Source organism: Algoriphagus sp. A40 (genome assembly GCF_002002735.1).
Taxonomy (GTDB): domain Bacteria; phylum Bacteroidota; class Bacteroidia; order Cytophagales; family Cyclobacteriaceae; genus Algoriphagus.
In genome coordinates, this window is record NZ_MUNY01000039.1 from 1 (window position 1) to 22,885 (window position 22,885).

A 22,885-nucleotide genomic window follows, 5' to 3' on the forward strand; every position below is an offset into this window, starting at 1 on the left:
GCTCAATATTTATCCTAAATTTCATAACTTCTATAAAAAGATTTGTGAAAATAGAAATCCAATTCTTTTGAAATTCAAAAAACAAACACTTATGTATAAGTAAATAAAAAAGAAATAGACGAATTTCAGATTTTCAAAATATAACAATATACATACTTATAATAGAAAAAAGCCTGTGTTCCAGCAAACACAGGCTTATATGAAAAATTAACAAACAACCCAATCAATTGTCTTTCTATGCGGCTTCTGCCAGGTAGTTTTTCCAGAATTCACTCGGGCATACTCCGATTTCCCTTTTGAACACATTGAAAAAGGTGGTTCTCGAGCTAAATCCTGCCTCATTCCCCAAAGCCTCCACCGTATATAGATCCAGAAAACCCTCCTCAATCTTCTCTTTGGCGTATTCTACGCGATACATATTAGTCAATTCCTTAAATGAATGCCCATAAAGCTTATTCAGAATCTCCGTGACGATCCTTGCCTGGACTCCAAGTTTTTTTGCAAATTCCCCTACAGTCAATCCCTGTTGAAGGTATATTTCTTCCACAACCAACAACTGATAGATTCTTTGGGTCAATTCCAATTCATCAAATTGATCTAGGACGTTTTCAAAATCACTCCTAATATTTTCACTGCAGATATCTATAGATTCCTTGGAATCGGTTCCTACAAAATTCAATTCCTGAGAAGGAATATGTTTTTTTGAATTAATGAGAAAATAAATCCCCAAACCAACCAATAAGGCGACTCCTACGCTCAAAAAAAGAATAAGGTTTGAGGATGTTAACTCCATTTTCTCTTTCAGTTATGGGATTTTAGAAGCTCATTTCTGGCTAATCACTAAATCCCTTTTCAATTTTTTCTTTTTTGAATTGTTAGATTTTTCTAAAACTCATTTCTTCTGACGGGATAAAAATAATCGGATAATTTCTTCTTATATTCTACTTGAATCAATTTGTAAATGAATTGCAAAATCTATAACAAATAAAAAAAACCGAGCTTTAATAGCCCGGTTTACCTTGATATTCAATTATTCCAATTACCTCCTATTCCCACTCGATTGTTGCTGGTGGCTTGGAGGAAATGTCATATACCACTCGGTTAACACCTTTTACACGGTTGATTATTTCATTTGACATTTTTCCAAGAAACTCATAAGGAAGGTGGATCCAGTCAGCGGTCATCCCATCCACAGAACCCACCGCTCTTAAAGCAACCACGCGCTCATAGGTTCTTTCATCACCCATCACACCAACCGACTGAATCGGCAATAGAATCGCTCCAGCCTGCCAAACTTGATCGTAAAGTCCGTGATTTTTCAATCCCTGAATGAAAATATGGTCCACTTCCTGGAGAGTTTTTACTTTCTCTTCGGTGATATCTCCCAAAATCCGGATCGCCAAACCTGGCCCAGGGAATGGATGACGCCCGATTATCGTCTCGACGATCTCCAAAGCACGTCCAACTTCCCTCACCTCGTCTTTGAAAAGTGTGTTTAATGGTTCCACAACAGACAACTTCATGAAATCAGGCAAGCCGCCCACATTATGGTGTGACTTGATCGTCGCCGAAGGGCCTTTGACAGAGACAGACTCAATGACGTCCGGGTAGATGGTGCCCTGACCCAGCCATTTCACACCTTCAATTTTATGTGCTTCGGCATCAAAAACCTCGATGAAGGCCTTTCCGATTGCTTTTCGTTTGGCTTCCGGGTCAGTCAAACCTTCCAGTGCGTCGTAAAAACGCTTCTTGGCATCGACTCCGATCACATTCAAGCCCATGTGCTTGTAAGAATCGAGCACCTCTTCAAATTCATTTTTGCGGAGCAGACCGTTGTCTACAAAAACGCAAGTCAGCTGATCGCCGATCGCCCGATGGATCAAGGTCGCAGCTACGGAGGAATCAACCCCACCTGACAATCCCATCACCACTTTGTCTGAACCGATTTTTGCTTTCAAACCTGCAACCGTAGAATCAATAAAAGTATCTGAAGTCCAATCCTGAGCGCATCCACAGATGCCTACCACGAAGTTTCTGAGTAGGTTTTTGCCTTCAAGTGAGTGGGTTACTTCCGGGTGAAACTGAATTCCGTAAGTTTTTTCGCCTTCTATTTTGAATGCCGCCACATGCACTGATGCCGTGCTTGCAATCACTTCAAATCCTGCCGGAAGGGTCTTGATGGTATCCCCATGCGACATCCAAACCTGCGACCCATGGGTCATTTCTTTCAAAAGATCGTGGTGCAGATCGATCTGATCCAAGTTTGCCCGACCATACTCTCGGATGGTCGATGGAAGAACCTCACCTCCAAATTTGCTTGCCAAAAGTTGAGCTCCATAGCACACTCCCAATAGGGGAAGCTTGCCTCTAAAAGAGCCCAGATCTAAATCAGGAGCACCTGCATCACGAACCGAGCAAGGAGATCCGGAAAGGATGATTCCTTTGATGTCTGCCGTGATTTCCGGGACTTTGTTAAAAGGGTGGATTTCGCAATAAACGTTCAGTTCTCTAACTCTTCGGGCGATGAGTTGCGTGTACTGAGAACCGAAATCGAGGATGAGGATTTGTTCTGCCATGCGCAAAGGTAAGCAGGTCAGCCAAATTGACGAAGTCTTGTTGAAAAATTTCAGAATAATGTTTGGCGAGAAGAGATTTCAAAATTGGAAAATTGAAAGATTGGAAAATTGGCTCTTTCACCGTGTTCGGAATCGAAGGATAAATTTGTATGGCGGGAAAGTTAGAGACTCCTTAAGGACTTTGAGGTTCTTTTGACGAGATTCCCCCTTGTTCAAGGGGGCTAGGGGGATTTTTTGAACAATTTAAATGTTGCGACACCAATTAAAACAGAAAAAGTCTTGTGAAAATCTTTTCGGTTTCAAAATCCGAAATCGAAATCGTATTTAGCAGCCCAAATCAGATAAGTCCCCGCTTTCTACATGAAAATCAAAGTATTCTTTTTCCTTTTTTTCCTGGCAACTTGTATCCATTCCTTCGCCCAAAAGACTCCTTTATACAAAGTCATAAATCCCTATTTTAAAATGGTCCGACCAGAGTTCAAAGGTGATTTGGCCTATGAGACCGTTGCTTTTGTGGAAAAATACTGGAGGGTTGCGGGAAATACTGGATTCAACCAAACTGTCTATCGGATCGCTGAAAAGCTGGAATCAGCTGGCTATATCCTCGAGGAAAAAGCGAAAGGCACGGATCGCTTCACCTATCGGATTGAAACCCGGAAGATGGACCGACCAACCTGGGAGCCTGTCACTGCTTCGCTGAAAATCGTAGGAAGCGATGAAAATCTACTTTCTTCAGAGACAAACAGGAATATGATTTATCAGTATTCCAGCTCTACGACACCTGCTGGCGTGAGCGCGGAGGTCGTTTACATCGAGAGTAAAGAAGAACTCGATTCGAAAGTACTTTCCGGAAAAATAATTTTTTCGGATCAGGTTCCTTACCGAAACCTTCAAACTACGGCGAAGGAAAAAGGCGCATTGGGGATTTTGACCTATGATATGCCGGAGTATTTGCAGCCAGAGAAAAACACCACTTCGATCCAGTTTCGAAGCTCGAGGTATGATGCGGAAAATCCGTCTTGGGCCATCGCACTTTCTTTCGAAGCCAAAGAAAAATTAAAAGCCGCCTTGGCCAAAGGCAAAGTCGAAGTGTTGGCAAAAGTAGAAACCAAGATCTACGATTCGGAGGAATTGACCGTGGTAGCTAATATCCGTGGAAGCGAACTTCCTCTGGAAAGCTTGGTTTTCTCCGCCCATATCCAGGAGCCCGGCGCAAATGATAACGCGACGGGTGTGGGTATGCAGCTGGAGATGGCTACCATCACTGCCGACTTGATGCAAAAGGGAAAACTGGACCTCGATCGAACGCTGACATTTCTTTGGGGCGATGAGATCATCTCTACCCGGCGCTATGTCGCCGAAAAAGACAAAAGAGACGCTGAAATCAACTGGGGAATTTCCCTCGACATGGTGGGTGAAAACACGGCAGTTACGGGAGGAACGTTTCTGATCGAAAAAATGCCTGACCCCAGTGCGATCTGGACCCGTGGAGAAGACAAACACAGCGAATGGGGCGGAGACCCGATGACCATCGACCAGATGAAGCCCCACTATCTCAACGATTTTATCATCAGCACTTTTGAGGAACAGGGAAAATACGCCGATTGGGTCGTGAAAACCAACCCTTTCGAGGGCGGATCTGACCACACGCCGTTTCTTCAAGCAGATATTCCAGGACTTTTACTCTGGCATTTTACCGATCAGTTTTACCACACAGATCTGGATCGGCTCGACAAAGTATCCCAGCAAACTATGGTCAATGTAGGCACGGCGGCTTTGGTGAGTGCCTATACCCTCCTCAACGCCGATGAAAAAACCGCTGAAAAGATGCTGGAAATGCTGGTGTTAAAAGCCACTAATCGTCTTATTGTCGAAAGCCAACTCAGCAAAAAGGCAATTGCTGCCGGAGGAGACGCAAAAGCGGAACAGGAGATTTTGGATACTTGGCTGGACTACTACCTGAAGACGCTTGACACGGTCAAGGATTTGGTGCCGAAAGGGGACGAAAAGACGGAAAAGAATATTGAGATGGCGAAGATCTTGCTCAAAACACAAATTGAAAACACACCATTTGCTCGCTGAGGCGCATGAGACGCAAAGTGTTTTTTGCGCCTTTGCGTCTCGGCGAGAAAAACCTCTTAATCAATCCAAGCCAAAAGCCCTCTTTGGGTTTTCGATCAACAACATCTCGAAGTCCGAATCAGTAAACTCCTTAGCTTTTAAGGCCGGAATCAGCTTTTCGAAGATATTGGTAAACGGCTGAAAATCACCTCCGCCTTGTTTGGCAGGATCATACCAGCCTGCGTCGTGGGAAATTAAAACCTGATTTAAAAAACCGTTTTCCTTGGCAAAAAGTAGGCGATCCACATAAGGATCGATCGCCCAGCCAATACCGTCCAGGCTAATCCAAACCCCCAAGTCAGCAGCTTTTGAATAGTTCTGAAAGTCTTCTTCCGCCTGGGCATGAACCCAGACAAAAGCCGATGGATCAATCCCCATCTTCTGCAGGATGGTCACTTCCTGACTTGCGGTCTTCCAGGTTCCGGTATGAGACGCAATCTGCAGACCGGTTTGCTGATGGGTCAAACCGGCAGCTCTAACAAGTTTTTGATCTATTTCTGAGAGCGTATCGGCTTCGTTGACGGAGATTTTGATAAATCCGGGTTTGATCCCAGTGCCTTCAATTCCGTTTTCAAACTCCGAAATCCATTGGGTTGAAAGTTCCTCAGCAGTTTCAGAAAAGGCATGTTCAGGCAAATATTTTCCGCCAACCGCACCATAATACCCGGTATTGGTGACAATTCGAATTCCGGACTTTTCACAGAGCTCTTTCAGCAAAAGTGGGTCTTTGGCCAGATAGGAAGGCGTGCAGTCAAAGATGGTTTTTACCCCATATTTCTTCACTTCAATTAGAAAGGGAAGAACCTTCGCAACCACAGAATCGCGATTCCAACGATCGGGACTGACCGAATCTGCTCCAATGAAATCAACCAACATGTGCTCATGGATCAAAGTAAGACCAAGAGAATCGATTGGAAAACTTCCGGAAACAGCATTGAAATATGCAGTAGATTCTTTCTCTTTTCCTGGCTTCTGACAAGCGAAAACGATAAAAAGAATAAAAACGAGCTTTAGAGTTTTGAGCATTGTTGAGTCAGCGATGATTGAAATAATTAAGTTATCGCTTTGGAAGATACTAGTCCAGCTGATCAACAAAAAGTAAGCTTCAGCCAAGAATCAAACAAGGATTACAGACGAATAGCCTCTTCGATCGACTCGCAGTAGCGGATATCCAACTGGTCGATGATATTGTCTGGATAATTTTGCATGATTTGGTCTTTGGCGATTTTGACCATTTTTTCAAACCACTTTTCTGAAGGAAGAATTTTGCGATGAACCTTGAGTCCAAATCCGAGCATATCCTTTTTCCAATGAATAAAATACCATTCCATGGTAGGCTGGTGAAATGCGCGAAGGGAACGCTTGTCAAAAATGAATTTTTCGAAACCCCCAGCTTTGATAATTTCTCCGATTTGGGAAAATATCTCCTTGAAATCCCCGATTGGGATATAATCAGCCAGTAATTCACAAATAATTACTTTCCGCTCAATATTCATCCAAACCTTGGCATAACTCTCTTCAAAGGCAACATCAAAGTCTTGGATATCAGATGGATTCAGGGTTTCGCTCATGGTCAGTTGGGGTTCAGATTAGTAAACGGGATTTTTGCGGCTAGAGGTAGCAAGCGCCACCTCTTCTTTGAATTCCGAAAGGCGGATTTCAAGATTGGAAGCATATTCCAATGTAGTCCGCATCATCTCCTGCTGGGATTGGATCTGCTCCTTTAGGCGGCAAAGTTCGCGGTTGACATCTGCCAATTTCTCTTCGTAGTGTTGTTTTAGCCTTTCTTTTTCAAGTTGGGCTTTCCTCAATTCTTCCTTGAAAATCAGGAATGATTCAGGTGGAGTCTTCATAGTCACAGCTCATTCATCTCGGGACCGTACCCTGAGATAGGACAACATTTAGGGGTAAATTGTTTTGGGCTTTACTTCAAATTGGACATTCCTCCATCGATGTGGAGAATTTGTCCTGTCATCCAAGATGATTTGGGAGAAAGCAAAAAGACAGTTGCCTCGGCGATATCCTGAGCAGTTCCGATTCGACCAAGCGGATGCCTTTTGTCTGAGGCTTCCTTTTTTTCTGGGGTTGAAAGCAAGGCATTGGCCAAAGGAGTCTCTGTCAAAGATGGTGCAATTGCATTGACTCGGATTTTGGAAGGAGCCCATTCGGCGGCAAGTGATCGGGTCAACCCTTCAATTGCTCCTTTGGCGGAGGCTATACCTGAATGGAAACCCATACCTGTCTGCACTGCAACTGTACTATACAAAACGACTGATGGCTCGGAGGATTTTTTCAATCCTTTCAGACAAGCTTGAAGCACGCGAACCGCTCCGAAAAAATTGACTTCCATTTCCTGATGAAAATCGGCCATTGAAATTCTGTGAAACGGTTTTAGGTTGATTGTGCCCGGACAAAAAACCAGTCCATCTATCACCTCGGGAAGACCTGGGATTTCAGAAAAGTCAGAAGTGACATCCAATTCGGTGGTCCCATTTCCGCTTTTAGAATATAAAAAGAGATTTGCCCCCGCTTCTCGAAGAAGGGAGCCCGTAGCTTTTCCAATCCCTGAGTTTCCTCCTACAATCACGATATTTTTGTCTTTCATATATCCTTCATACTTTGAATTAAAAGCCTTTGTCGATATATTTTGTTTGATGGGAAAATAAAAAAACCGGGCTATTGACCCGGTTTAGATGGTTTTGCTTATTGTGCTAAGCTTATTTTTCCAAACTGATATACTTCAAAAACTCATTTCGGCTTTGCTCGTCCCGCTCAAATTTCCCTGAGTAAAAGGAAGTGACCGTGGAGCTGTTGGTATCCTGAACGCCACGGGAACTCACACACATGTGATAAGCGTCCATGATCACGGCCACGTCCTCTGTGCCGAGAGCTTGCTTCAGTTCATTGCCGATCTGCATAGTAAGTCGCTCCTGTACCTGAGGCCGCTTGGAGAAATACTGTACAATCCGGTTAATCTTGGAAAGACCGATCACATGTCCATTGGAAATGTAGGCCACATGGGCTTTGCCATAAATCGGCACAAAATGATGCTCGCAATGAGAATGAAAAGTGATATCCTTTTCCACCAGCATCTCATTGTACTTAAACTTGTTCTCAAAAAGTTTGGCTGCGGGCTTGTTTTTAGGATTTAAGCCGCTGAAAACTTCCTTCACGTACATCTTGGCCACGCGGTGCGGGGTGCCTTTTAGGCTGTCATCTGTCAGGTCAAGCCCAAGAATGTTCATGATTTCACGAAAATGCTTTTCAATCAATTCGATCTTTAGCTCATCTGTCATGGCAAAAGCATCCTCCCGGATGGGAGTTTCGAGAGAGGAACTCACGTGCTCTTCACCGATTTCTTCGAATGAAGGGCGTGCTATTTCAATTCCCATCGTATTCAACAAAGTTCCTTTCTGTTTCATAAAGCCGAATCGTTAATTCGAATTTCCGATCAATTTTTTCCCTCAAAATATTCCAAATAACCACTGCAATGTTTTCAGCGGAGGGGTTGAGATTCTTAAATTCATCAGTATCCAAGTTTAAATTTCTGTGGTCAAACTTATTCAAAACATACTCTTTGATCAGGTCACTGAGTAGCTTCATATCATAAACGTATCCTGTTTCAGGATCAATCTCCCCTCTAAGTTGGACAATCAATTCATAATTGTGACCATGGAAGCTGGGGTTGTTGCATTTGCCGAAAACAGCTTCATTTTTCGCCTCAGACCAGCTGGGATTGTACAAACGGTGCGCGGCGTTGAAGTGTTCTTTGCGATAAACAGATACTTTCATTGTGAAGTGAAACTGTGATTTTTAATCTTTTGTTTAATTATTGAAATTTTTAATTGAACAAAAATTTCAAACCACTGCAATTCAATTTATTAATTTCTCCAAAGACTGCAAAAGTACGGATAAAAGGCTGCCTACCCAATATTCCTCTTTTGCAAACCAACGTCAAAACTCCCAAACCAACGAAGAGGTTCCAATTGGCATTTTTCTCCGAATGACAAAAATAACCCCATAATCTGTGGCAATGTTTTTGACTGTTAATGGAATAGCTTAGTTTTGCAACAACACCCAAGAAGTAGATTCCCCCTTATGATTTCCCCAGGAATAGTGTTTTCCCTGATTTGGATATTATCCTTTACAAATCCAATTTCAGGACCGACCAGCCCATTTACGGCACCCGAAGCCAGCCATTCTCCTGAGGTTCTACTTGAATCTCTGGCGAAAAGATATACCAATGTACCCCACCTTGACGCCATTTCTTTGGCACTTGAAGGTTGGGAAAAGCTAGAGAATGAGCTTAAAAAGCCACTTTTGACTGTCATCGATTTCACGATGCCCTCTACTGAAAAGCGCCTTTGGGTAATCGATGTGGATAAGCAGGAAATCGTGCTCAACACAGTCGTGGCCCACGGGAGAAATTCCGGAGAGCTGATGGCTGAGAAGTTTTCAAATACGCCTGAATCCTTCCAAAGCAGCGTGGGTTTTTACAAAACCGCAGAGACTTATCAGGGAAAACATGGCTATTCGCTAAGATTGGATGGATTGGAAAAAGGATTTAATGATAAGGCCAGAGCTCGAGCCATTGTGATCCACGGAGCAGATTATGCCCGCGAGGAATTTGCCAAAGTGACTGGCCGCCTCGGCAGAAGCCTTGGATGCCCGGCCCTTCCCACAGAACTTTCGGCCAAAGTAATCGACCTGATCAAAAACGGTAGCCTGCTTTTTATTTTTGGAAAAGACCAAAATTACCTCAGCAAATCCCCTTTACTCCAGCCCTGATTATTAGTTGAGCAAAGCCTTCAAAAGAGCCGCATCGCGCTCGTACACGTCTGACCTGAAATTGGCTTTCCCGTCCCTATCCGCCCAGAAAGTCATATAAAGGATAACCACAGGGATTTCCCGCCCCAATTTGACGACCTCTTCCTCATCCTGATGCATCGCTTCCTGGATCTTTTCATCAGTCCAAGAAGGATCATCCAACAATATCTTGGCAAATTGATCCGGATTTTGAATACGAATGCAACCGTGACTCATAGCCCGGACTTCTTTTTCAAAAAGATTACGTGCCGGAGTATCGTGAATGTAAATGTTGTAGTCATTGGGAAACATAAACTTCACCAACCCTAAGGAATTGTCACCGCCCGGCTTTTGACGGACACGATAGGGAAACTCGCCCTCAGCTCCTGAATTCCAGTCCACTTCCGAAGCATTTATAGGTTCGCCTGAAGTACTGACCACTTCCATGTTTTTTTCAGTCAGGTACCGTTTGTTCTTTTTTACCGAAGGAATTATCTCCTCGTTGGTAATAGACGGTGGAATATTCCAATAGGGGCTAAACACGATGTAGCTCATTGGGGCTGTGAAAGTCGGTGATTCACTGTATTCCTTGCCCACGATCACTTTACCAGTAAAAGCAGTATCAGACTTTTGCATATAATCCAACTGGTAATTTGCAATATTCACCACCACCATTTCCTGATCCCAATCGATTCCCGGCAGCCAGCGGAGTCTTTCCATATTGACAGCCGCGATTTCGAGGAGATTCTCGGGCGATTTGTTGAGCGCTTCCGCCACCAGCGAACCGATCACTCCATCGGGATTCATTCCGTTGGATTTCTGATAGTCCTTCAAGCCTGCAAACATAGTCGAGTCGAAAAGCGTCGGATCTTCTGTCTCATAGGGCGACAAAAACTCCCAAAAAATCAAGCGTCTCCGAAGGGCTGCAATGGCAGGGTGATTCTCTCCCACATTGATTGCTCCTTCCACAGGTTCAAAATCCCAAGTAAGCGTATCTCTTGCCTGAATTTCATAGAGTTCTTTGATGGCCTTTTTTCCCTGTGCATATAGATCGGAGTTGGGATATAAATTCTCAAAAGTCTTTTCCACAGAAGCACCCGCGGCGATTTCTTTCAACATGGCAGCGTAATCAGTACTTCCATCTTTCTCCTCGAACTTCCAACTGGAATCAAGCTGTGTGGGATCTACTTTACCCTTTTCCAAGTCATGAGCCAGATTGAAAAATCCATCTGTCATCAGCAATTCCAGGCGGATTTTCTCCTCTTTCTGAAGGTTCCGAAATTTCTTGTTGGCTGTTTTTGGATTGGATGAAAACTCATAAATCTCCTCGAGGTGATAGTCAGAAGGCAAAAGACCATCGTATTTCGACTCTTCGATCCGAGTCAGCAATGTCTTTCCTTCATTCGAAAGGGTACCGTTAAACAGCCAAACTTCCAGGTAATCTCTTTCGACATAAAAAGCTTCAATTTGCTCAGCAAATTCGGAATTGGCCAAAAAACCAGTTTCGTCTCCATTGAAATTTTGCTCCAGTTCATCAGTCAGATCGGATCTTCTTTGATTGAAAAACCAGTACAATCCGATGCCAAAAATCAATACCAAAGCAATGGGGATAATTATCTTCTTACTCATAAAATGTAGGTTAGTCTGGTATTTTAATTCCCAAAGTCCGTACACTTTTGAATTGCCAAGTGGCAAAGTCATAAAAAGACAACATCCACCTAACTATCAATAAGTTATAGAATGTGACTTATTACCAGTTAAAAAGGCTAAATCATGAAGTGTGGTATTAGTTACCCAATTTGTGGAATTCGAAGAAAATATTTTTGGTCACTTTATTTCTTCAATAACTCCAAAACTTCTTCATCCCGATCGTAAATATCCTGCCTAAAATGCGGCTGACCCTTGGAATCCGCCCAAAAGGTGAGGTAAACCAGCACCACGGGGATTTTACGAGGCAACCTTACGATCTGCTCCTCAGTATGATGCATGGCATTGTCGATTTTTTCGGGTGTCCATCCGGGCACATCTTTCAATAGAATCTCCGCAAACTTGGCGGGATCCTGGATCCGAATACAGCCGTGGCTCAGCGCCCGATCTTCTTTTGCGAATAGCGTGCGCGCTGGAGTATCGTGGATGTAGACGTTGTGACTGTTGGGGAACATAAATTTGACCAAACCCAAGGAATTACTTCCGCCGGGTTTTTGGCGGATCATGTATGGAAAAGACCGTGAGGACCAATTCACTGAATTCGGATCGACATGCTTGCCAGCATTGGTCACAACTTCCATGTTTTTCTGACTCAAATAACTGGGATTTCTCCGAACGGCAGGAATAATCTCGGACTTGGTGATCGAAGGAGGAATATTCCAATAAGGGCTAAAAACGATGTAGCTCATCGGCGCCGTAAAAATCGGAGACTCGTGATACTGCTTGCCTACGATCACTTTGGCAGAGAGTAAGGTGTCCAGATTTTTTAGGTAATCGAGCTGGTAATTGGCAATATTGACCAGGATAAACTCCGCCTCTCTGACAGTATCGGGCAGCCAGCGAAGGCGCTCCATGTTGACAGCGGCCTTGTCCATCAGGGAAGTAGGCGAGGAATTGAGCCCTGCCGCGGTGTTTTTGCCAATTGCCCCGTCAGGTTCCATCCCATTTCTGGCCTGAAAACTTTTCACTCCGATAAATAGTGTCGAATCGTAAAATTTGGGATCGGCATATGTGTAGGCGCTCAAATGTCCCCAAAACTGAAGTCTCTCGCGGATCGCCGGAATGGCATTGTGAGAATCACCGACTTTGATTGCTTTGTCCACTTTGATGTTTTTCCAATCAAGGGAATCTTGCTTTCTCAACTCATCTAGCGCTCGGATTACCTCACGCCCTTTTCGATAGATGGTGAAATCAGGATAGAGACTTTCCAGGTTTCTCCGGATTTCATTGGATTGAACAGCCTGTAGAAGGAGTGCAGTCAGGTCAGCTTTTTGGGATTTTCTGGAAATCTCCCAATCGGAACCCAATTGGCCGGGATCGACTTTGCCCCGCTCCAAATGGGCGGCAAGCTTAAAAAAGCCATCCGTAAGGAGTAGATCAAGCTGGGCTACTTCACCAAGATCATTCGCCACTCCTGATTTCTTGTTTGACTCGAACTTTTGGAAAAAAGAATCAATCAGCGTCGAATAATAGTCCTCAGGGTTCAATCCGTCAAACTTCGACTGTCTGATTTCAAAGCGGAGTTCATAGGCTCTTTCCAGCAAAATCCCGTTTGCAGACCATGCTTCCTCAAAATTTCTGCCGTCATAAAAGACATGGATCTCAGCCATATTGGCGAGTGCCTTCCCTTGGAGGATAAGCTGACCTCCTTGATTTTCCTGTTCCAAAATAGTCCGAAGCTGATCGGAAACTGGACTTGCAAAAAAGGATCTGCCGTCGGCAAATCCTGATGAAAACACAACTAAAAAGATGACTAAGAGTAGATTTCTATTCATATTGGAAACCGATTAAACTGTAAAATCCTGATATTTTCTTCCTAAAGTCCAAGCCTCTTTGAGCATCGTAAGGAAATCTCCCATTCTGTGAAGCGGAATCAAATTTGGCCCATCACTCAGGGCTTTTGCAGGCTCGGGATGAGTTTCGATAAAAAAGCCGTCTATTCCTGTAGCAGCTGCAGCTCTCGCCAAAATCGGAGCAAACTCCCTCTGACCTCCACTGCTGCCGCCCTGACCTCCGGGCTGCTGGACCGAATGGGTAATATCAAAAACCACCGGAGCAAACTGCCGCATTATCGGAAGCCCACGCATGTCCACGACGAGATTGTGATAACCCAATGAAAACCCACGCTCGGTCAGGCAGACGTTCTCATTGCCGGTGGATCGAACTTTGGTTACCGCATATTGCATATCCTCCGGAGCCATGAACTGGCCACGCTTGATCTTGACTGCTTTTCCCGTATTCCCTGCTGCCAAAAGCAAATCGGTCTGACGACAAAGAAATGCCGGAATCTGAAGCACATCCACCACTTCAGCAACTTCTGCTGCCTGGTAGCTTTCATGAATGTCAGTCACTAGTGGGACGTCCAGTGTTTTGCCTACCCGTTGGAGTACCTCCAGTGATTTGTCCATCCCAATGCTGCGAAAAGAACCGGAAGAAGTACGGTTGGCTTTGTCAAAAGAGGCCTTGAAAACGTAGGAAAAGCCATTTTCATCGGCCCAGGCTTTGACTTTTGTCCCGATCTCAATGCAAATATCAAAGCTTTCTACAGCGCAGGGGCCTGAGAAAAGTACAGGTTTATCTGATCCCAAGACGACACCTTCACGGATCTTCATAAGTTGGGAAGTTCTGTTCATAATTCCTTTTTGGATAAAGTTTCAATCAGGGGAATAAGTTGACCTTTGGAATGGAGCAGGATATCAGCCACTTCTCTGAAAACGCCCTTTCCGCCAGAAAAAGGAGAAACATAATGCGCATGCATCTTCACATAAGGCAATGCGTCCGCAGGTGAAACAGCCAAACCGACATTGGCCAATATAGGCAGGTCAATCAGATCGTCTCCAATGTAAGCGACCTCTTCTACAGCCACTTCCATGATTTGAAGAACCTCTGCGAGTTTTTTTCCTTTGTCCTTTACTCCGTGGTAGTGAAAATCAAATTTCAGTTCCTCACAGCGGTTTTCCACCACCTGGGAGGTTCTGCCTGTGATGGCTCCGACTAGGATTTTTGCCTTGCGGAGATGTTGGACGATCAGTCCATCTTTGACATCGTACTTTTTGTATTCCGTGCCCAGATCATCATATATGATCCCACCGTCCGTCATCACCCCATCGATGTCGGTGATGAGGACTTTGATGGATTTTGCTCTTTCGAATACCGCTTGGGGCACATGAGCAAAGTATTCGCTGATTATTTTTTCTGTTTCCATTGAACTGAGTAAAGGTCCAGTCTGCGTTGCTCCAAATTTCTCACACTTCCTGCTTTCCGCTGCTTGGTGAGCAAATCAAGATCCACATCGGCTACGATGATGGTCTCCTCGTTTTCGGAAGCTTGCGCCACCACCGCATCGTGAGGAAATGAAAAGTCCGAGGGCGAAAAAATAGCCGCCTGGGAATATTGGATGTCCATATTTTCAACTTTGGGAAGATTCCCAACCGATCCGGTGATCGCCACATAGCATTCGTTTTCGATAGCCCGGGATTTTGCACAGGTATTGACCCGAAGGAAGGCATTTTTGGTATCGGTCCAAAAAGGCACAAACAGGATGTCCATTTCCTGCTCGGCCAAGATTCTGCCCAATTCGGGGAATTCCACATCATAACAGATCAAAATCCCAATCCTGCCAGCATCTGTATCGAACACATGGATGCCGTTTCCGCCCTGCAAACCCCAATAGGCGGCCTCATCGGGAGTGATATGCAGCTTGTATTGCTTGTCTTGCGTGCCGTCTCGTCGACAGAGGTAGCTGACATTTCGAAGTTTCTTTCCGTCATATTCCGGCATCGAGCCTGCCACGATGTTCACATTGTAGGAAACTGCCAATTCACTCATTCTTCCAACAATCTCATCGGTATAGTCGGCAAGATTTCGGATGGCTTCAGAGGCATCCATGTCATTGAATTCGGCCAAAAGCGGTGCATTGAAAAACTCGGGCAAGAGGCAAAAGTCAGATTTGTATCCCGAAACGGTATCAATAAAAAACTCCACTTGCTGCATCAGGTCATCCACATTGGAGAAGCGGCGCATTTTCCACTGCACCAGACCCAAGCGGACGATTGATTTCTTGTTACCGATTAGTTTTTCATCCTTTTCATAATAAATATTGATCCACTCTAAAAGCGTGGCATAAGCACGAGAATCCGTATCCTGAGGCAAATATTTGGTGATCACCTTTCGGACGTGAAACTCATTTGCCAATTGAAAAGAAAGAACGGGATCAAAAATCTCCCTGTTTTTCACCAGGTCGATGTATTTCCGAGGAGTCATCTCATCGGCGTATTTTGAATACCCGGGAATCCGACCTCCGGCAATGATAGAACGGAGATTTAAATTCTCACAAAGTTCTTTCCTGGCATCATAAAGCCTGCGTCCCAGACGCATCCCACGATAGTCTGAATGGACGAAAACATCTGTTCCGTATAGCGTATCCCCATCCTCATCATGGGTGTCAAACTTGCCAAAACCGGTAATCTGATCATAGGTATGATTGTCTCCAAACTTCCCATAATCGACAATGATACTCAAAGCTGCAGCGATGACTTTCCCATTGTCCTCAATGCAGATTTGCCCTTCGGGAAAAGCCTTGAGTTGGTTTTTAAGCTCAGCCTTGGTCCAGGCTCCACCTTGATTTTTATAAATCGACACCATCATCTCCCGGATATCGTCATAATCTGACAACTTAATATTTCTAAGTTTGAGGCGGTGTTCTAATTCTTCTCTTTGCTTACTCATGGCTACAAAATTAAAGATATTCAGTCAAATATTTTAAAACAGAGTCTTAGCCTCCACAAAATCGAAACATTCTTTCGAGTTAGATTCAGAAGGGAAACAAAATTGCATTAACTCGCTAAGAACAATTCGGTTAGCCCTTATAATTTGGTGCGATCAGAATACCGGCATCTTTTGAACCAAATGAAAAAAAGAGTCTGATAATTCCCGGGTGTCCAATAGTCATTCAATTTGATTCATTTTCCAAAAAATCCTAAGGCCGAAAAACCCGCTTCCTTTAAATTCTTTCTAACACCATGCTAGCAGTAAAATACGAAGGATTGCTTTTGGTCTCTATAAGCCAGGAAATAGGTGGTATTATTCGCTTTTGTTAACGGATTTATGATGTCCAAACTTAGAATCCAGCCACTCCTTCAAACTCTGCCGGCTGTCCAGGGTTTGAAAAATTGGGAAATTAAGCTAATTTTTACCCAAAGATTACTCCGGTAAATGTCTATCGGGCCGAAAATGAAAAGATTACTACCCGTTTTTCTGATCCTGATATCATTGGAAGCCACTTCCCAAAGCTTCTACCGCTACAGATTTGAGGAGCCATGGTCTATTTCAGCCGGAATCGGACCTACCCAGTATTTTGGTGAGCTTTATTCATTTTGGAAATACAACGAAGGGATCCAGCCCGACTGGCATGCAAATTTTGCCGTAAATTATATTTTTGGAACACACCTCAAGGCGAGACTAGAAGGTACTTATTACAAAATGTCGGGATCAGATCCTCCTTCAGATCCAAGAGCCTATCGGACACCCAGGAATCTGCATTTTCGGGCCTCAAATATTGAAGTAGCTGCTTTGGTAGAGTATTATTGGCATCCGGTCAAGGTAAACAACATCACAAGACACCTCTGGAATCCCTATATCTTTTTTGGACTTGGGATGTCGACAAACAACCCACAGGCCGAACTCAACGGGACTTGGGTAGACCTGCGTCCACTCCAGTTGGAAAACAATCCCTACAATGACAGAATTGTGGTTTTCCCCATGGGTTTGGGCTTCAAATACAAACTCAATGTTTACATGGACATGAAGTTTGAGGGGAATTATCGGTTTACTGTGACCGATTACATGGATGACATTTCAGCCTACAATGTGAAGGAGTTTTACCTGGACTTAGTGGATGATTATGTCACGGGCACCAACCCTGACAGACTAAAGCTTGCCATCCGTAATCCCCAATTTGTATTGGACAACGGCGAACCGGATGTAGATGCAATTTTGAGAAACAACGGGCGAGTCAGACGCGGATCGGGTCTCGAACACCGGTACGATGGTTACATGACTATAAGTTTGGGATTGGAAATCTACCTTTCTCCGGACATTTGGGATAACTGGATCTTCAGAGACAGGATATACGAAAAGCGGTTTAGATTCTGGTAATCAGGCCTTGATACTCAATATCCCAAGTTCCGATTTGAAAATCAGCGTTTCTGTAGTGCCTACCATATAAGATGGGGCATGCGAGTGGTCGCCAGATACAATCCCAATCAGCTTAATATTGCTTTTGTCGCAAAACTCCATGATGCCAGTTTCGGCATTGGTGTGATTGAAGACGTGGCGGTGAATTACAAACTGCTCATGCCCCTTGCCAAATTCCGCCATATCCTGTTCGGATTGTGAAGAATTGGTGAAATGTTCAGGAGTGTTCACATAAAGCAAATGGATGGAGGATTTGAATACCTTGGCAAGTGGCAGGATTTTTTCAAACGCAACTTTGCCTGCGGAATTGAACACAGTGGCAAAGGCGATTTTTCTGAAAGCGTTTCCGTCAAGGGCAAATTTCACTGCCAGAACCGGACAGTGTGAAAACCGGATAACTTTTTGAAGTGTAGAGCCGACAAAATTACCATCCGAATAACCCTTGCCATATGCCCCAATCACAATCATATTGACGTGAAATCTTTCAGCTTCTCTGAGGATTTGTTCAAAAGGAACTCCAATTTTGACAACCTGTTCAATTTGTGATTTGGCCGGTGCCACAGATTTGATGTACCCTGGCAACACACTGATGGCCTCTTGTTGTTGTTCTATCAGCTCAGAATGCTTTGCCCTAGCCTCTTCGGAAAGCAAATCCCAGTCAAGTTCAGAGGGTATCACGGTGACACATATAATTTTTGCCTGATTTTTGGCTCCGATCCGTTGGGCTGTCTGAAGTGCAGCCAATGAATAAGCAGAAAAATCAAAAGGAACCAGAATAATTTTCATAGCAGGAGTCTGTTAACAAGCCAACAATTTCCCAAATCAATAAATGAATCCACTTGTAAAAAATCAGGGAAAAACCTGATAAAAGTTAGGAATCTGGAATGATATCAAAGCATTTTCTCCATTTTGATATCGCAGCGCCCATAGGCTCCACACTCAATGAATACATCACTGAATCCCAGTTTTTTGTAAAGATTCAGGGCAGCCAAAAGTCTGGAGTTACTATAAAGGGACATTTTGGAAAATCCCATTTTTCTCGCCTCATCCATCAAGGCAATTCCAAGTGCCAGCCCCACACCTTTCCCCTGAGCAGACGGATCAACTCCCATTTTGATCATTTCGCAGGTCAATTCGTCCTTGGGAATCAGTCCCACTGTACCGATGATTTTATCCCCCAATTTGGCAAAAAGTATGGTGCCACCTTTCTCCAAAATGGTCTCCTCCGGGTGCTCCAATTGGTCGATATCGAAGGGTTCCAGGGAAAAATACTGAGTGACCCAGGCTTTGTTGATGGATTCAAAATAGGGCTGTAATTCCGGGGAAAAGGGAATAATCTCAATAGTTGACATTGCAATAGATTTAAAAAACTACCAAAAGTAGGGAGAATCGATTAGCTTAGAAACGATAATACTCATCCTCAATTTATGAAAAAGACCCTACTTGCTCTCGGGCTGTTGTTTTTCACCCTGGCACTTCAATCTGCAAATGCTCAAACTCCCGAAGAAAAAATCAAACAACTCGGCCTGGTGATACCGGAAGTCAGCCAACCCATCGCAAACTATGTCAAATGGAGGCAGGTAGGCAACTTGCTGTACCTCGCAGGCACCGGGCCCAAAGTCTATGGAAAAGTAGGGGCCGATCTGACCAAAGAGCAAGGTTATGCCGCAGCGAGGGAAACTGGACTGGAAGTCATCGCCGCACTCCAAGCTGCCACCGGAGATCTCAGCCGGATCAAACAGTTTGTCAAAGTTCTTGGGATGGTCAATGCAACACCTGATTTCACGGCTCATCCTGCTGTGATCAATGGATTTTCAGATCTGATGGTGGAGGTATTCGGTGAGAAAGGGAAACATGCCCGATCAGCCGTGGGCATGGGCTCACTTCCCAATAATATGGCTGTAGAAATTGAAGTGATTGTGGAATTGGAAGATCAGTAGGCAGAGGTCAGCCGCAGTTTGCAGTTTGTCAATGGCAAATTGTAAAACTGATCACTGAGGCTGAAAACTGATTACTAAAACAGACTTCCCTGAAAAGCATGACCTTCCATTTCCAGGAGGGCCTTTTTCTTATTAAGACCTCCGGCATAGCCTGTCAGATTACCGTCGCTTCCCAAGACCCGATGGCAGGGAAGAATGACCAAAATCGGATTTGCACCGATTGCCGCACCCACAGCGCGGATTGCAGCGGGATTTCCGAGTTTTTGGGAGATTTTCATGTAAGTGGTTGTCTGCCCAAAAGGGATACTTGCTACTTCCATCCAAACTCTCCGCTGAAAATCAGTCCCTCCGAGGCCGATTGGCATGTCAAAATTTTTCCTTTTTCCCTCAAAGTACTCTTCCAACTGCTGCCTGGTACTCAAAAGCACCTGATCCAAGATTTCCCCGTCCGGTTCTTCATCCGTAAACGTCAACTCAGAAAGACAGCCTTCCTTGGAGCTGATGCGGATATTTCCGATTGGAGAAGAGATAATGGGCATGGGGAGGAAAGTTAAGGGTTAAGGGTTAATTGGATAATGCAAAATTTTCAAGGATCAAACTCAAGTATCAATTTTCAAGGAACCAAAACCTTGATCCTAGCTCATTGAAAATTGGCCAATGATAATTGTCTCTAATTTCAGGTAGCAAGCCGAGTTTATTTCTACGGTATTCTCCCTCAAGACATGGCAAGCCGATACTTCCACACTTCCCTGATCTGCTCTGCTTCTACTTCAAACGGAACATAGATCGGATTGGCTGAGCAAAGGAGTAATTTTCGTTCAGTAGGTATCCGGTTGTAGGCGATTTTGAAAGTCACCCCGTCTTGTTCGGTCACAATCACGTATCGTTCCCCGTCCTTGATTGCGGTCCAGTCGTCCATGTATTCACAGACAATCCAGGCCCCATCCGGAATCGGCAGCATCGAATCCCCATCCACCTGAAATACCCGGTGCTTTTTGTCCATCGGCAGAAAAGGCAAAGAAAACCTGGGAAGCTCCGCGATATATTCCGGATCCGAAAATCCGGCCAAATAGCTGGCTTTGGCCCGCTGTGAGACCACTTCGATCAGTTCCCTCCCGTGTTCATCTACAGTAGTAGCAAGAATTCGGAGCTTTCGTCCCCGAAGAAACTGATCCGTCTCGAGCATCTCCCGGAGCTTGTATTCGGTGTAGGATGAAAGATCCTCCTTCACGAGAATATCCAGGGACACCCCTAGATAATCGGAAATTTTCACCAAGGTCTCAATCGGAGGATTGATATTCAGCTCGTATCCGGCAAGTTTGGATCGGGATATTCCCAAAGCCTCCGCCATGGATTCCTGGGTGAGGTTTTTCTTTTTCCGGAGGAATTTGAGGTTGATTTGGACTAACATTTAACTTCTCAAAGAAAGTATTTGCAAAATTTATCGATCAATATTTCAAAGTTGATCAAGTGTAACCAGTTGAATTTCTGAAATCCGAAGAAGCCCTTTATCATTGGTAAAGAACTGAGTACAGCCTGACTCAAGAGCAACAGCAAGTTGGAGAGCATCCATAGCTTTCAAAAAATCGTATTTGCTTCGCAGAATTGCTGCTCGGTCAGCAATAGCTTGGGTGATTTCGATTAAAGGAATTCCAAGCTGGTTCAAAAGATCTTGGTACTTTTTCACCAGATCCAATCTACCGGTCTTTTGTGGCACAACACTAAACTCCATCCAGGTAATGACACTCGTGATCAACTGATCATTTTTAGCAATACTACTTAAGAAAAATTCACTGACCTGCTCGCCGTAACTAGGGTGAGATTCTACCAGATAAATGAAGGGAGATGTATCAACAAACAACTTCATAGTCAAAGCCTATCGTTTGCCCGGAGCTGACGGGTATATTCCTGAGCATCCGTGTTCCAGACTCCCTTTCCAGCTCCTGCAAATTCCCCAAGAGCATCTTTTGCCAACTGCAGACGATCTGCCTGCTTTAACAATTCCTGAAGGACTCTCTGAAGTTCCTCAGGCTCTAAGGATCTGATTTCCTGAATTAAAATCTCAACTTTTGACATGGCTGATTTTTGATTTTGAAGGCTTTATATCTACAAATTACGCTTTTTCTTCAGAGTTGTTGGAAGCCCCAATCCCAAGGTGTATTCCCACTCCATTTCTCTCCTTGACACTATCCGTCATTTATAAAAGATTTCCTGAAATCAAATCTACTCTTTTTGATTAAATTATAGACACAAAAATGTCAATTTAATAAACAAAAAGTCATGAAAGGGGAGCGGAGTATTGTGCACATGGATTTGGACACGTTTTTCGTGTCGGTGGAGCGGCTTTTTGACAGTCGGCTGAATGGCAAGCCCGTCCTGATCGGGGGGTTGGGCGACCGCGGAGTCGTGGCTTCCTGCAGCTACGAGGCGAGAAAATTCGGTGTGCACTCCGCCATGCCCATGCGGACAGCCCGGCAGCTCTGCCCGGAGGCCATCCTCGTGCGGGGAGATTTTGAGAAATACAGCCAAAAATCCCACGAAGTCACCGAGATCATCCGGGAAAGTGTCCCGCTTTTTGAAAAATCTTCCGTCGATGAATTCTACATCGATCTCACGGGAATGGACCGCTTCTTTGGCTGCTTCAAACTGGCGCATGAACTGCGTCAAAAAATCATCAAGCAAAGCGGCCTGAACATCTCCATGGGGCTGTCAGAAAACAAAACAGTGTCCAAAGTCGCCACCGGAGAAGCCAAACCCAACAACGAAAAGCAGGTGCCTTTTGGAGAGGAAAAACCCTTTCTCGCCCCGCTATCGGTGCGAAAAATCCCCATGATCGGAGAAAAAACCACCCAGACGCTTTACAATATGGGCGTCAAAAAAGTCCATACGCTCCAGCAGATGCCCGCCGAACTTCTGGAAGCCACTTTCGGAAAGAACGGAACCATGATCTGGGAAAAAGCCAACGGCATCGACCGCTCCCCGGTCACGCCTTACTCAGAAGCAAAGTCGGTTTCTTCCGAAAACACCTTTGAGCAGGACACCATCGACGTGAAAATGCTCGAAGCTACTCTGGTCGCCATGACCGAACAGCTCAGCAGCAAACTCCGTCAAAACCGACAGCTCACGGCCTGCGTGAGTGTGAAAATCCGCTATTCGGACTTCGATACCCATACCGTACAGCAGCGCATCCCCTACACTTCGGCAGATCATACGCTGATCCCGATCGTGAAGGAACTTTTCCGCAAACTCTACAACCGCCGTCTGCTGATCCGCCTGATCGGAGTGCGCTTCAGTTCGCTCGTGTATGGCAACTACCAAATCAAGCTTTTCGAAGACACCCAAGAGCAGATCAACCTCTATCAGGCACTCGATAAACTGAATGTCAAATACGGCGACAAAACCGTCTGCCGTGCCGTGGCTATGGGCGTGGGAAGACGGCGATTTAATCCCTTCAATGGGATGGCCATTTAGTGGGAGGATTAAAATCAGGAATATCGAAAAGGTGTAAATTCTCGATTGTAACCGAAAATAAATAGGTGA

Annotated in this window: 24 protein-coding genes; 5 read left to right on the forward strand and 19 right to left on the reverse strand. The window is 44.6% G+C overall.

Going from position 1 to position 22,885, the window contains the following annotated elements; all coding sequences use genetic code 11:
* Window positions 1-235: 235 nt before the first annotated feature.
* Together B0E43_RS25810 and guaA are read right to left on the reverse strand one after the other, a co-directional pair.
* Window positions 236-760 carry an AraC family transcriptional regulator gene (locus B0E43_RS25810; protein WP_168171890.1) on the reverse strand — a complete coding sequence of 175 codons (525 nt, stop codon included), beginning with the start codon at window positions 758-760 and terminating at the stop codon, window positions 236-238.
* 286 nt (window positions 761-1,046) lie between these two features.
* Window positions 1,047-2,576, reverse strand: coding sequence for a glutamine-hydrolyzing GMP synthase (gene guaA, locus B0E43_RS25815; RefSeq protein WP_077347131.1), 1,530 nt, complete (start codon window positions 2,574-2,576; stop codon window positions 1,047-1,049).
* 360 nt (window positions 2,577-2,936) lie between these two features.
* Here guaA and B0E43_RS25820 point away from each other — a divergent pair, with 360 nt between their 5' ends.
* The gene (locus tag B0E43_RS25820; RefSeq protein ID WP_077347135.1) at window positions 2,937-4,658 is read left to right on the forward strand and encodes a M28 family peptidase; all 1,722 of its coding nucleotides are present in this window, start codon (window positions 2,937-2,939) and stop codon (window positions 4,656-4,658) included.
* Window positions 4,659-4,718: 60 nt separating this feature from the next.
* Here the strand turns inward: B0E43_RS25820 and B0E43_RS25825 are convergent, their stop codons facing one another.
* The 6 genes from B0E43_RS25825 to B0E43_RS25850 all read right to left on the reverse strand — a co-directional run bounded on the left by B0E43_RS25825 (window position 4,719) and on the right by B0E43_RS25850 (window position 8,489).
* Window positions 4,719-5,723, reverse strand: coding sequence for a phosphotriesterase (locus tag B0E43_RS25825; RefSeq protein WP_077347137.1), 1,005 nt, complete (start codon window positions 5,721-5,723; stop codon window positions 4,719-4,721).
* 101 nt (window positions 5,724-5,824) lie between these two features.
* Window positions 5,825-6,268 carry a hypothetical protein gene (locus tag B0E43_RS25830; protein ID WP_077347139.1) on the reverse strand — a complete coding sequence of 148 codons (444 nt, stop codon included), beginning with the start codon at window positions 6,266-6,268 and terminating at the stop codon, window positions 5,825-5,827.
* Window positions 6,269-6,286: 18 nt separating this feature from the next.
* Window positions 6,287-6,550 carry a hypothetical protein gene (locus tag B0E43_RS25835; protein WP_077347141.1) on the reverse strand — a complete coding sequence of 88 codons (264 nt, stop codon included), beginning with the start codon at window positions 6,548-6,550 and terminating at the stop codon, window positions 6,287-6,289.
* 71 nt (window positions 6,551-6,621) lie between these two features.
* The gene (locus B0E43_RS25840; RefSeq protein ID WP_077347143.1) at window positions 6,622-7,302 is read right to left on the reverse strand and encodes an SDR family NAD(P)-dependent oxidoreductase; all 681 of its coding nucleotides are present in this window, start codon (window positions 7,300-7,302) and stop codon (window positions 6,622-6,624) included.
* A gap of 112 nt (window positions 7,303-7,414) precedes the next feature.
* The gene (gene folE, locus B0E43_RS25845) at window positions 7,415-8,119 is read right to left on the reverse strand and encodes a GTP cyclohydrolase I FolE (RefSeq protein WP_077347145.1); all 705 of its coding nucleotides are present in this window, start codon (window positions 8,117-8,119) and stop codon (window positions 7,415-7,417) included.
* Window positions 8,079-8,489 carry a 6-carboxytetrahydropterin synthase gene (locus tag B0E43_RS25850; RefSeq protein ID WP_077347147.1) on the reverse strand — a complete coding sequence of 137 codons (411 nt, stop codon included), beginning with the start codon at window positions 8,487-8,489 and terminating at the stop codon, window positions 8,079-8,081. Before B0E43_RS25850 ends, folE begins: the two co-directional genes overlap by 41 nt.
* 306 nt (window positions 8,490-8,795) lie before the next feature.
* Here B0E43_RS25850 and B0E43_RS25855 point away from each other — a divergent pair, with 306 nt between their 5' ends.
* The gene (locus B0E43_RS25855; RefSeq protein ID WP_077347151.1) at window positions 8,796-9,485 is read left to right on the forward strand and encodes a murein L,D-transpeptidase catalytic domain family protein; all 690 of its coding nucleotides are present in this window, start codon (window positions 8,796-8,798) and stop codon (window positions 9,483-9,485) included.
* A 3-nt stretch (window positions 9,486-9,488) separates the two neighbouring features.
* Here the strand turns inward: B0E43_RS25855 and B0E43_RS25860 are convergent, their stop codons facing one another.
* The 5 genes from B0E43_RS25860 to B0E43_RS25880 all read right to left on the reverse strand — a co-directional run bounded on the left by B0E43_RS25860 (window position 9,489) and on the right by B0E43_RS25880 (window position 15,938).
* Window positions 9,489-11,132, reverse strand: coding sequence for a murein L,D-transpeptidase (locus tag B0E43_RS25860; RefSeq protein WP_168171891.1), 1,644 nt, complete (start codon window positions 11,130-11,132; stop codon window positions 9,489-9,491).
* Between the two features lie 203 nt (window positions 11,133-11,335).
* Window positions 11,336-12,985 (reverse strand): murein L,D-transpeptidase, encoded by a 1,650-nt coding sequence (locus tag B0E43_RS25865; protein ID WP_077347155.1) that lies wholly within the window; start codon window positions 12,983-12,985, stop codon window positions 11,336-11,338.
* Window positions 12,986-12,997: 12 nt separating this feature from the next.
* A complete protein-coding gene (kdsA, locus tag B0E43_RS25870; RefSeq protein WP_077347157.1) occupies window positions 12,998-13,843 on the reverse strand; it encodes a 3-deoxy-8-phosphooctulonate synthase in 846 nt (281 codons plus the stop codon).
* Window positions 13,840-14,415 (reverse strand): HAD family hydrolase, encoded by a 576-nt coding sequence (locus B0E43_RS25875; protein ID WP_077347159.1) that lies wholly within the window; start codon window positions 14,413-14,415, stop codon window positions 13,840-13,842. Before B0E43_RS25875 ends, kdsA begins: the two co-directional genes overlap by 4 nt.
* Complete coding sequence (locus B0E43_RS25880; RefSeq protein ID WP_077347161.1) at window positions 14,397-15,938, reverse strand: bifunctional GNAT family N-acetyltransferase/carbon-nitrogen hydrolase family protein; 1,542 nt, start codon at window positions 15,936-15,938, stop codon at window positions 14,397-14,399. Before B0E43_RS25880 ends, B0E43_RS25875 begins: the two co-directional genes overlap by 19 nt.
* A gap of 504 nt (window positions 15,939-16,442) precedes the next feature.
* Between B0E43_RS25880 and B0E43_RS25885 the strand changes: the two genes are divergently transcribed.
* On the forward strand, window positions 16,443-17,366 hold the full coding sequence (locus tag B0E43_RS25885; protein WP_077347391.1) for a hypothetical protein: 924 nt from the start codon (window positions 16,443-16,445) through the stop codon (window positions 17,364-17,366).
* Here B0E43_RS25885 and B0E43_RS25890 read toward each other — a convergent pair whose 3' ends face one another.
* Window positions 17,367-18,191, reverse strand: coding sequence for a universal stress protein (locus tag B0E43_RS25890; protein WP_077347163.1), 825 nt, complete (start codon window positions 18,189-18,191; stop codon window positions 17,367-17,369).
* A 104-nt stretch (window positions 18,192-18,295) separates the two neighbouring features.
* Window positions 18,296-18,757: a GNAT family N-acetyltransferase gene (locus B0E43_RS25895; protein ID WP_077347165.1), complete on the reverse strand. Its 462-nt coding sequence runs from the start codon at window positions 18,755-18,757 to the stop codon at window positions 18,296-18,298.
* A 75-nt stretch (window positions 18,758-18,832) separates the two neighbouring features.
* Here B0E43_RS25895 and B0E43_RS25900 point away from each other — a divergent pair, with 75 nt between their 5' ends.
* Window positions 18,833-19,345: a RidA family protein gene (locus tag B0E43_RS25900; protein WP_077347167.1), complete on the forward strand. Its 513-nt coding sequence runs from the start codon at window positions 18,833-18,835 to the stop codon at window positions 19,343-19,345.
* A 74-nt stretch (window positions 19,346-19,419) separates the two neighbouring features.
* Here B0E43_RS25900 and B0E43_RS25905 read toward each other — a convergent pair whose 3' ends face one another.
* From B0E43_RS25905 to B0E43_RS25920, 4 genes are all read right to left on the reverse strand, one after another.
* Window positions 19,420-19,884, reverse strand: a complete 465-nt coding sequence (locus tag B0E43_RS25905) for a methylated-DNA--[protein]-cysteine S-methyltransferase (protein WP_077347169.1) — start codon at window positions 19,882-19,884, stop codon at window positions 19,420-19,422.
* Between the two features lie 176 nt (window positions 19,885-20,060).
* Window positions 20,061-20,756 (reverse strand): LexA family transcriptional regulator, encoded by a 696-nt coding sequence (locus B0E43_RS25910; RefSeq protein ID WP_077347171.1) that lies wholly within the window; start codon window positions 20,754-20,756, stop codon window positions 20,061-20,063.
* Between the two features lie 45 nt (window positions 20,757-20,801).
* Window positions 20,802-21,212, reverse strand: coding sequence for a type II toxin-antitoxin system VapC family toxin (locus B0E43_RS25915; RefSeq protein WP_077347173.1), 411 nt, complete (start codon window positions 21,210-21,212; stop codon window positions 20,802-20,804).
* 2 nt (window positions 21,213-21,214) lie between these two features.
* On the reverse strand, window positions 21,215-21,421 hold the full coding sequence (locus B0E43_RS25920) for a hypothetical protein (protein WP_077347175.1): 207 nt from the start codon (window positions 21,419-21,421) through the stop codon (window positions 21,215-21,217).
* Between the two features lie 204 nt (window positions 21,422-21,625).
* Between B0E43_RS25920 and dinB the strand changes: the two genes are divergently transcribed.
* On the forward strand, window positions 21,626-22,816 hold the full coding sequence (gene dinB, locus B0E43_RS25925) for a DNA polymerase IV (protein WP_077347177.1): 1,191 nt from the start codon (window positions 21,626-21,628) through the stop codon (window positions 22,814-22,816).
* Window positions 22,817-22,885: the final 69 nt, after the last annotated feature.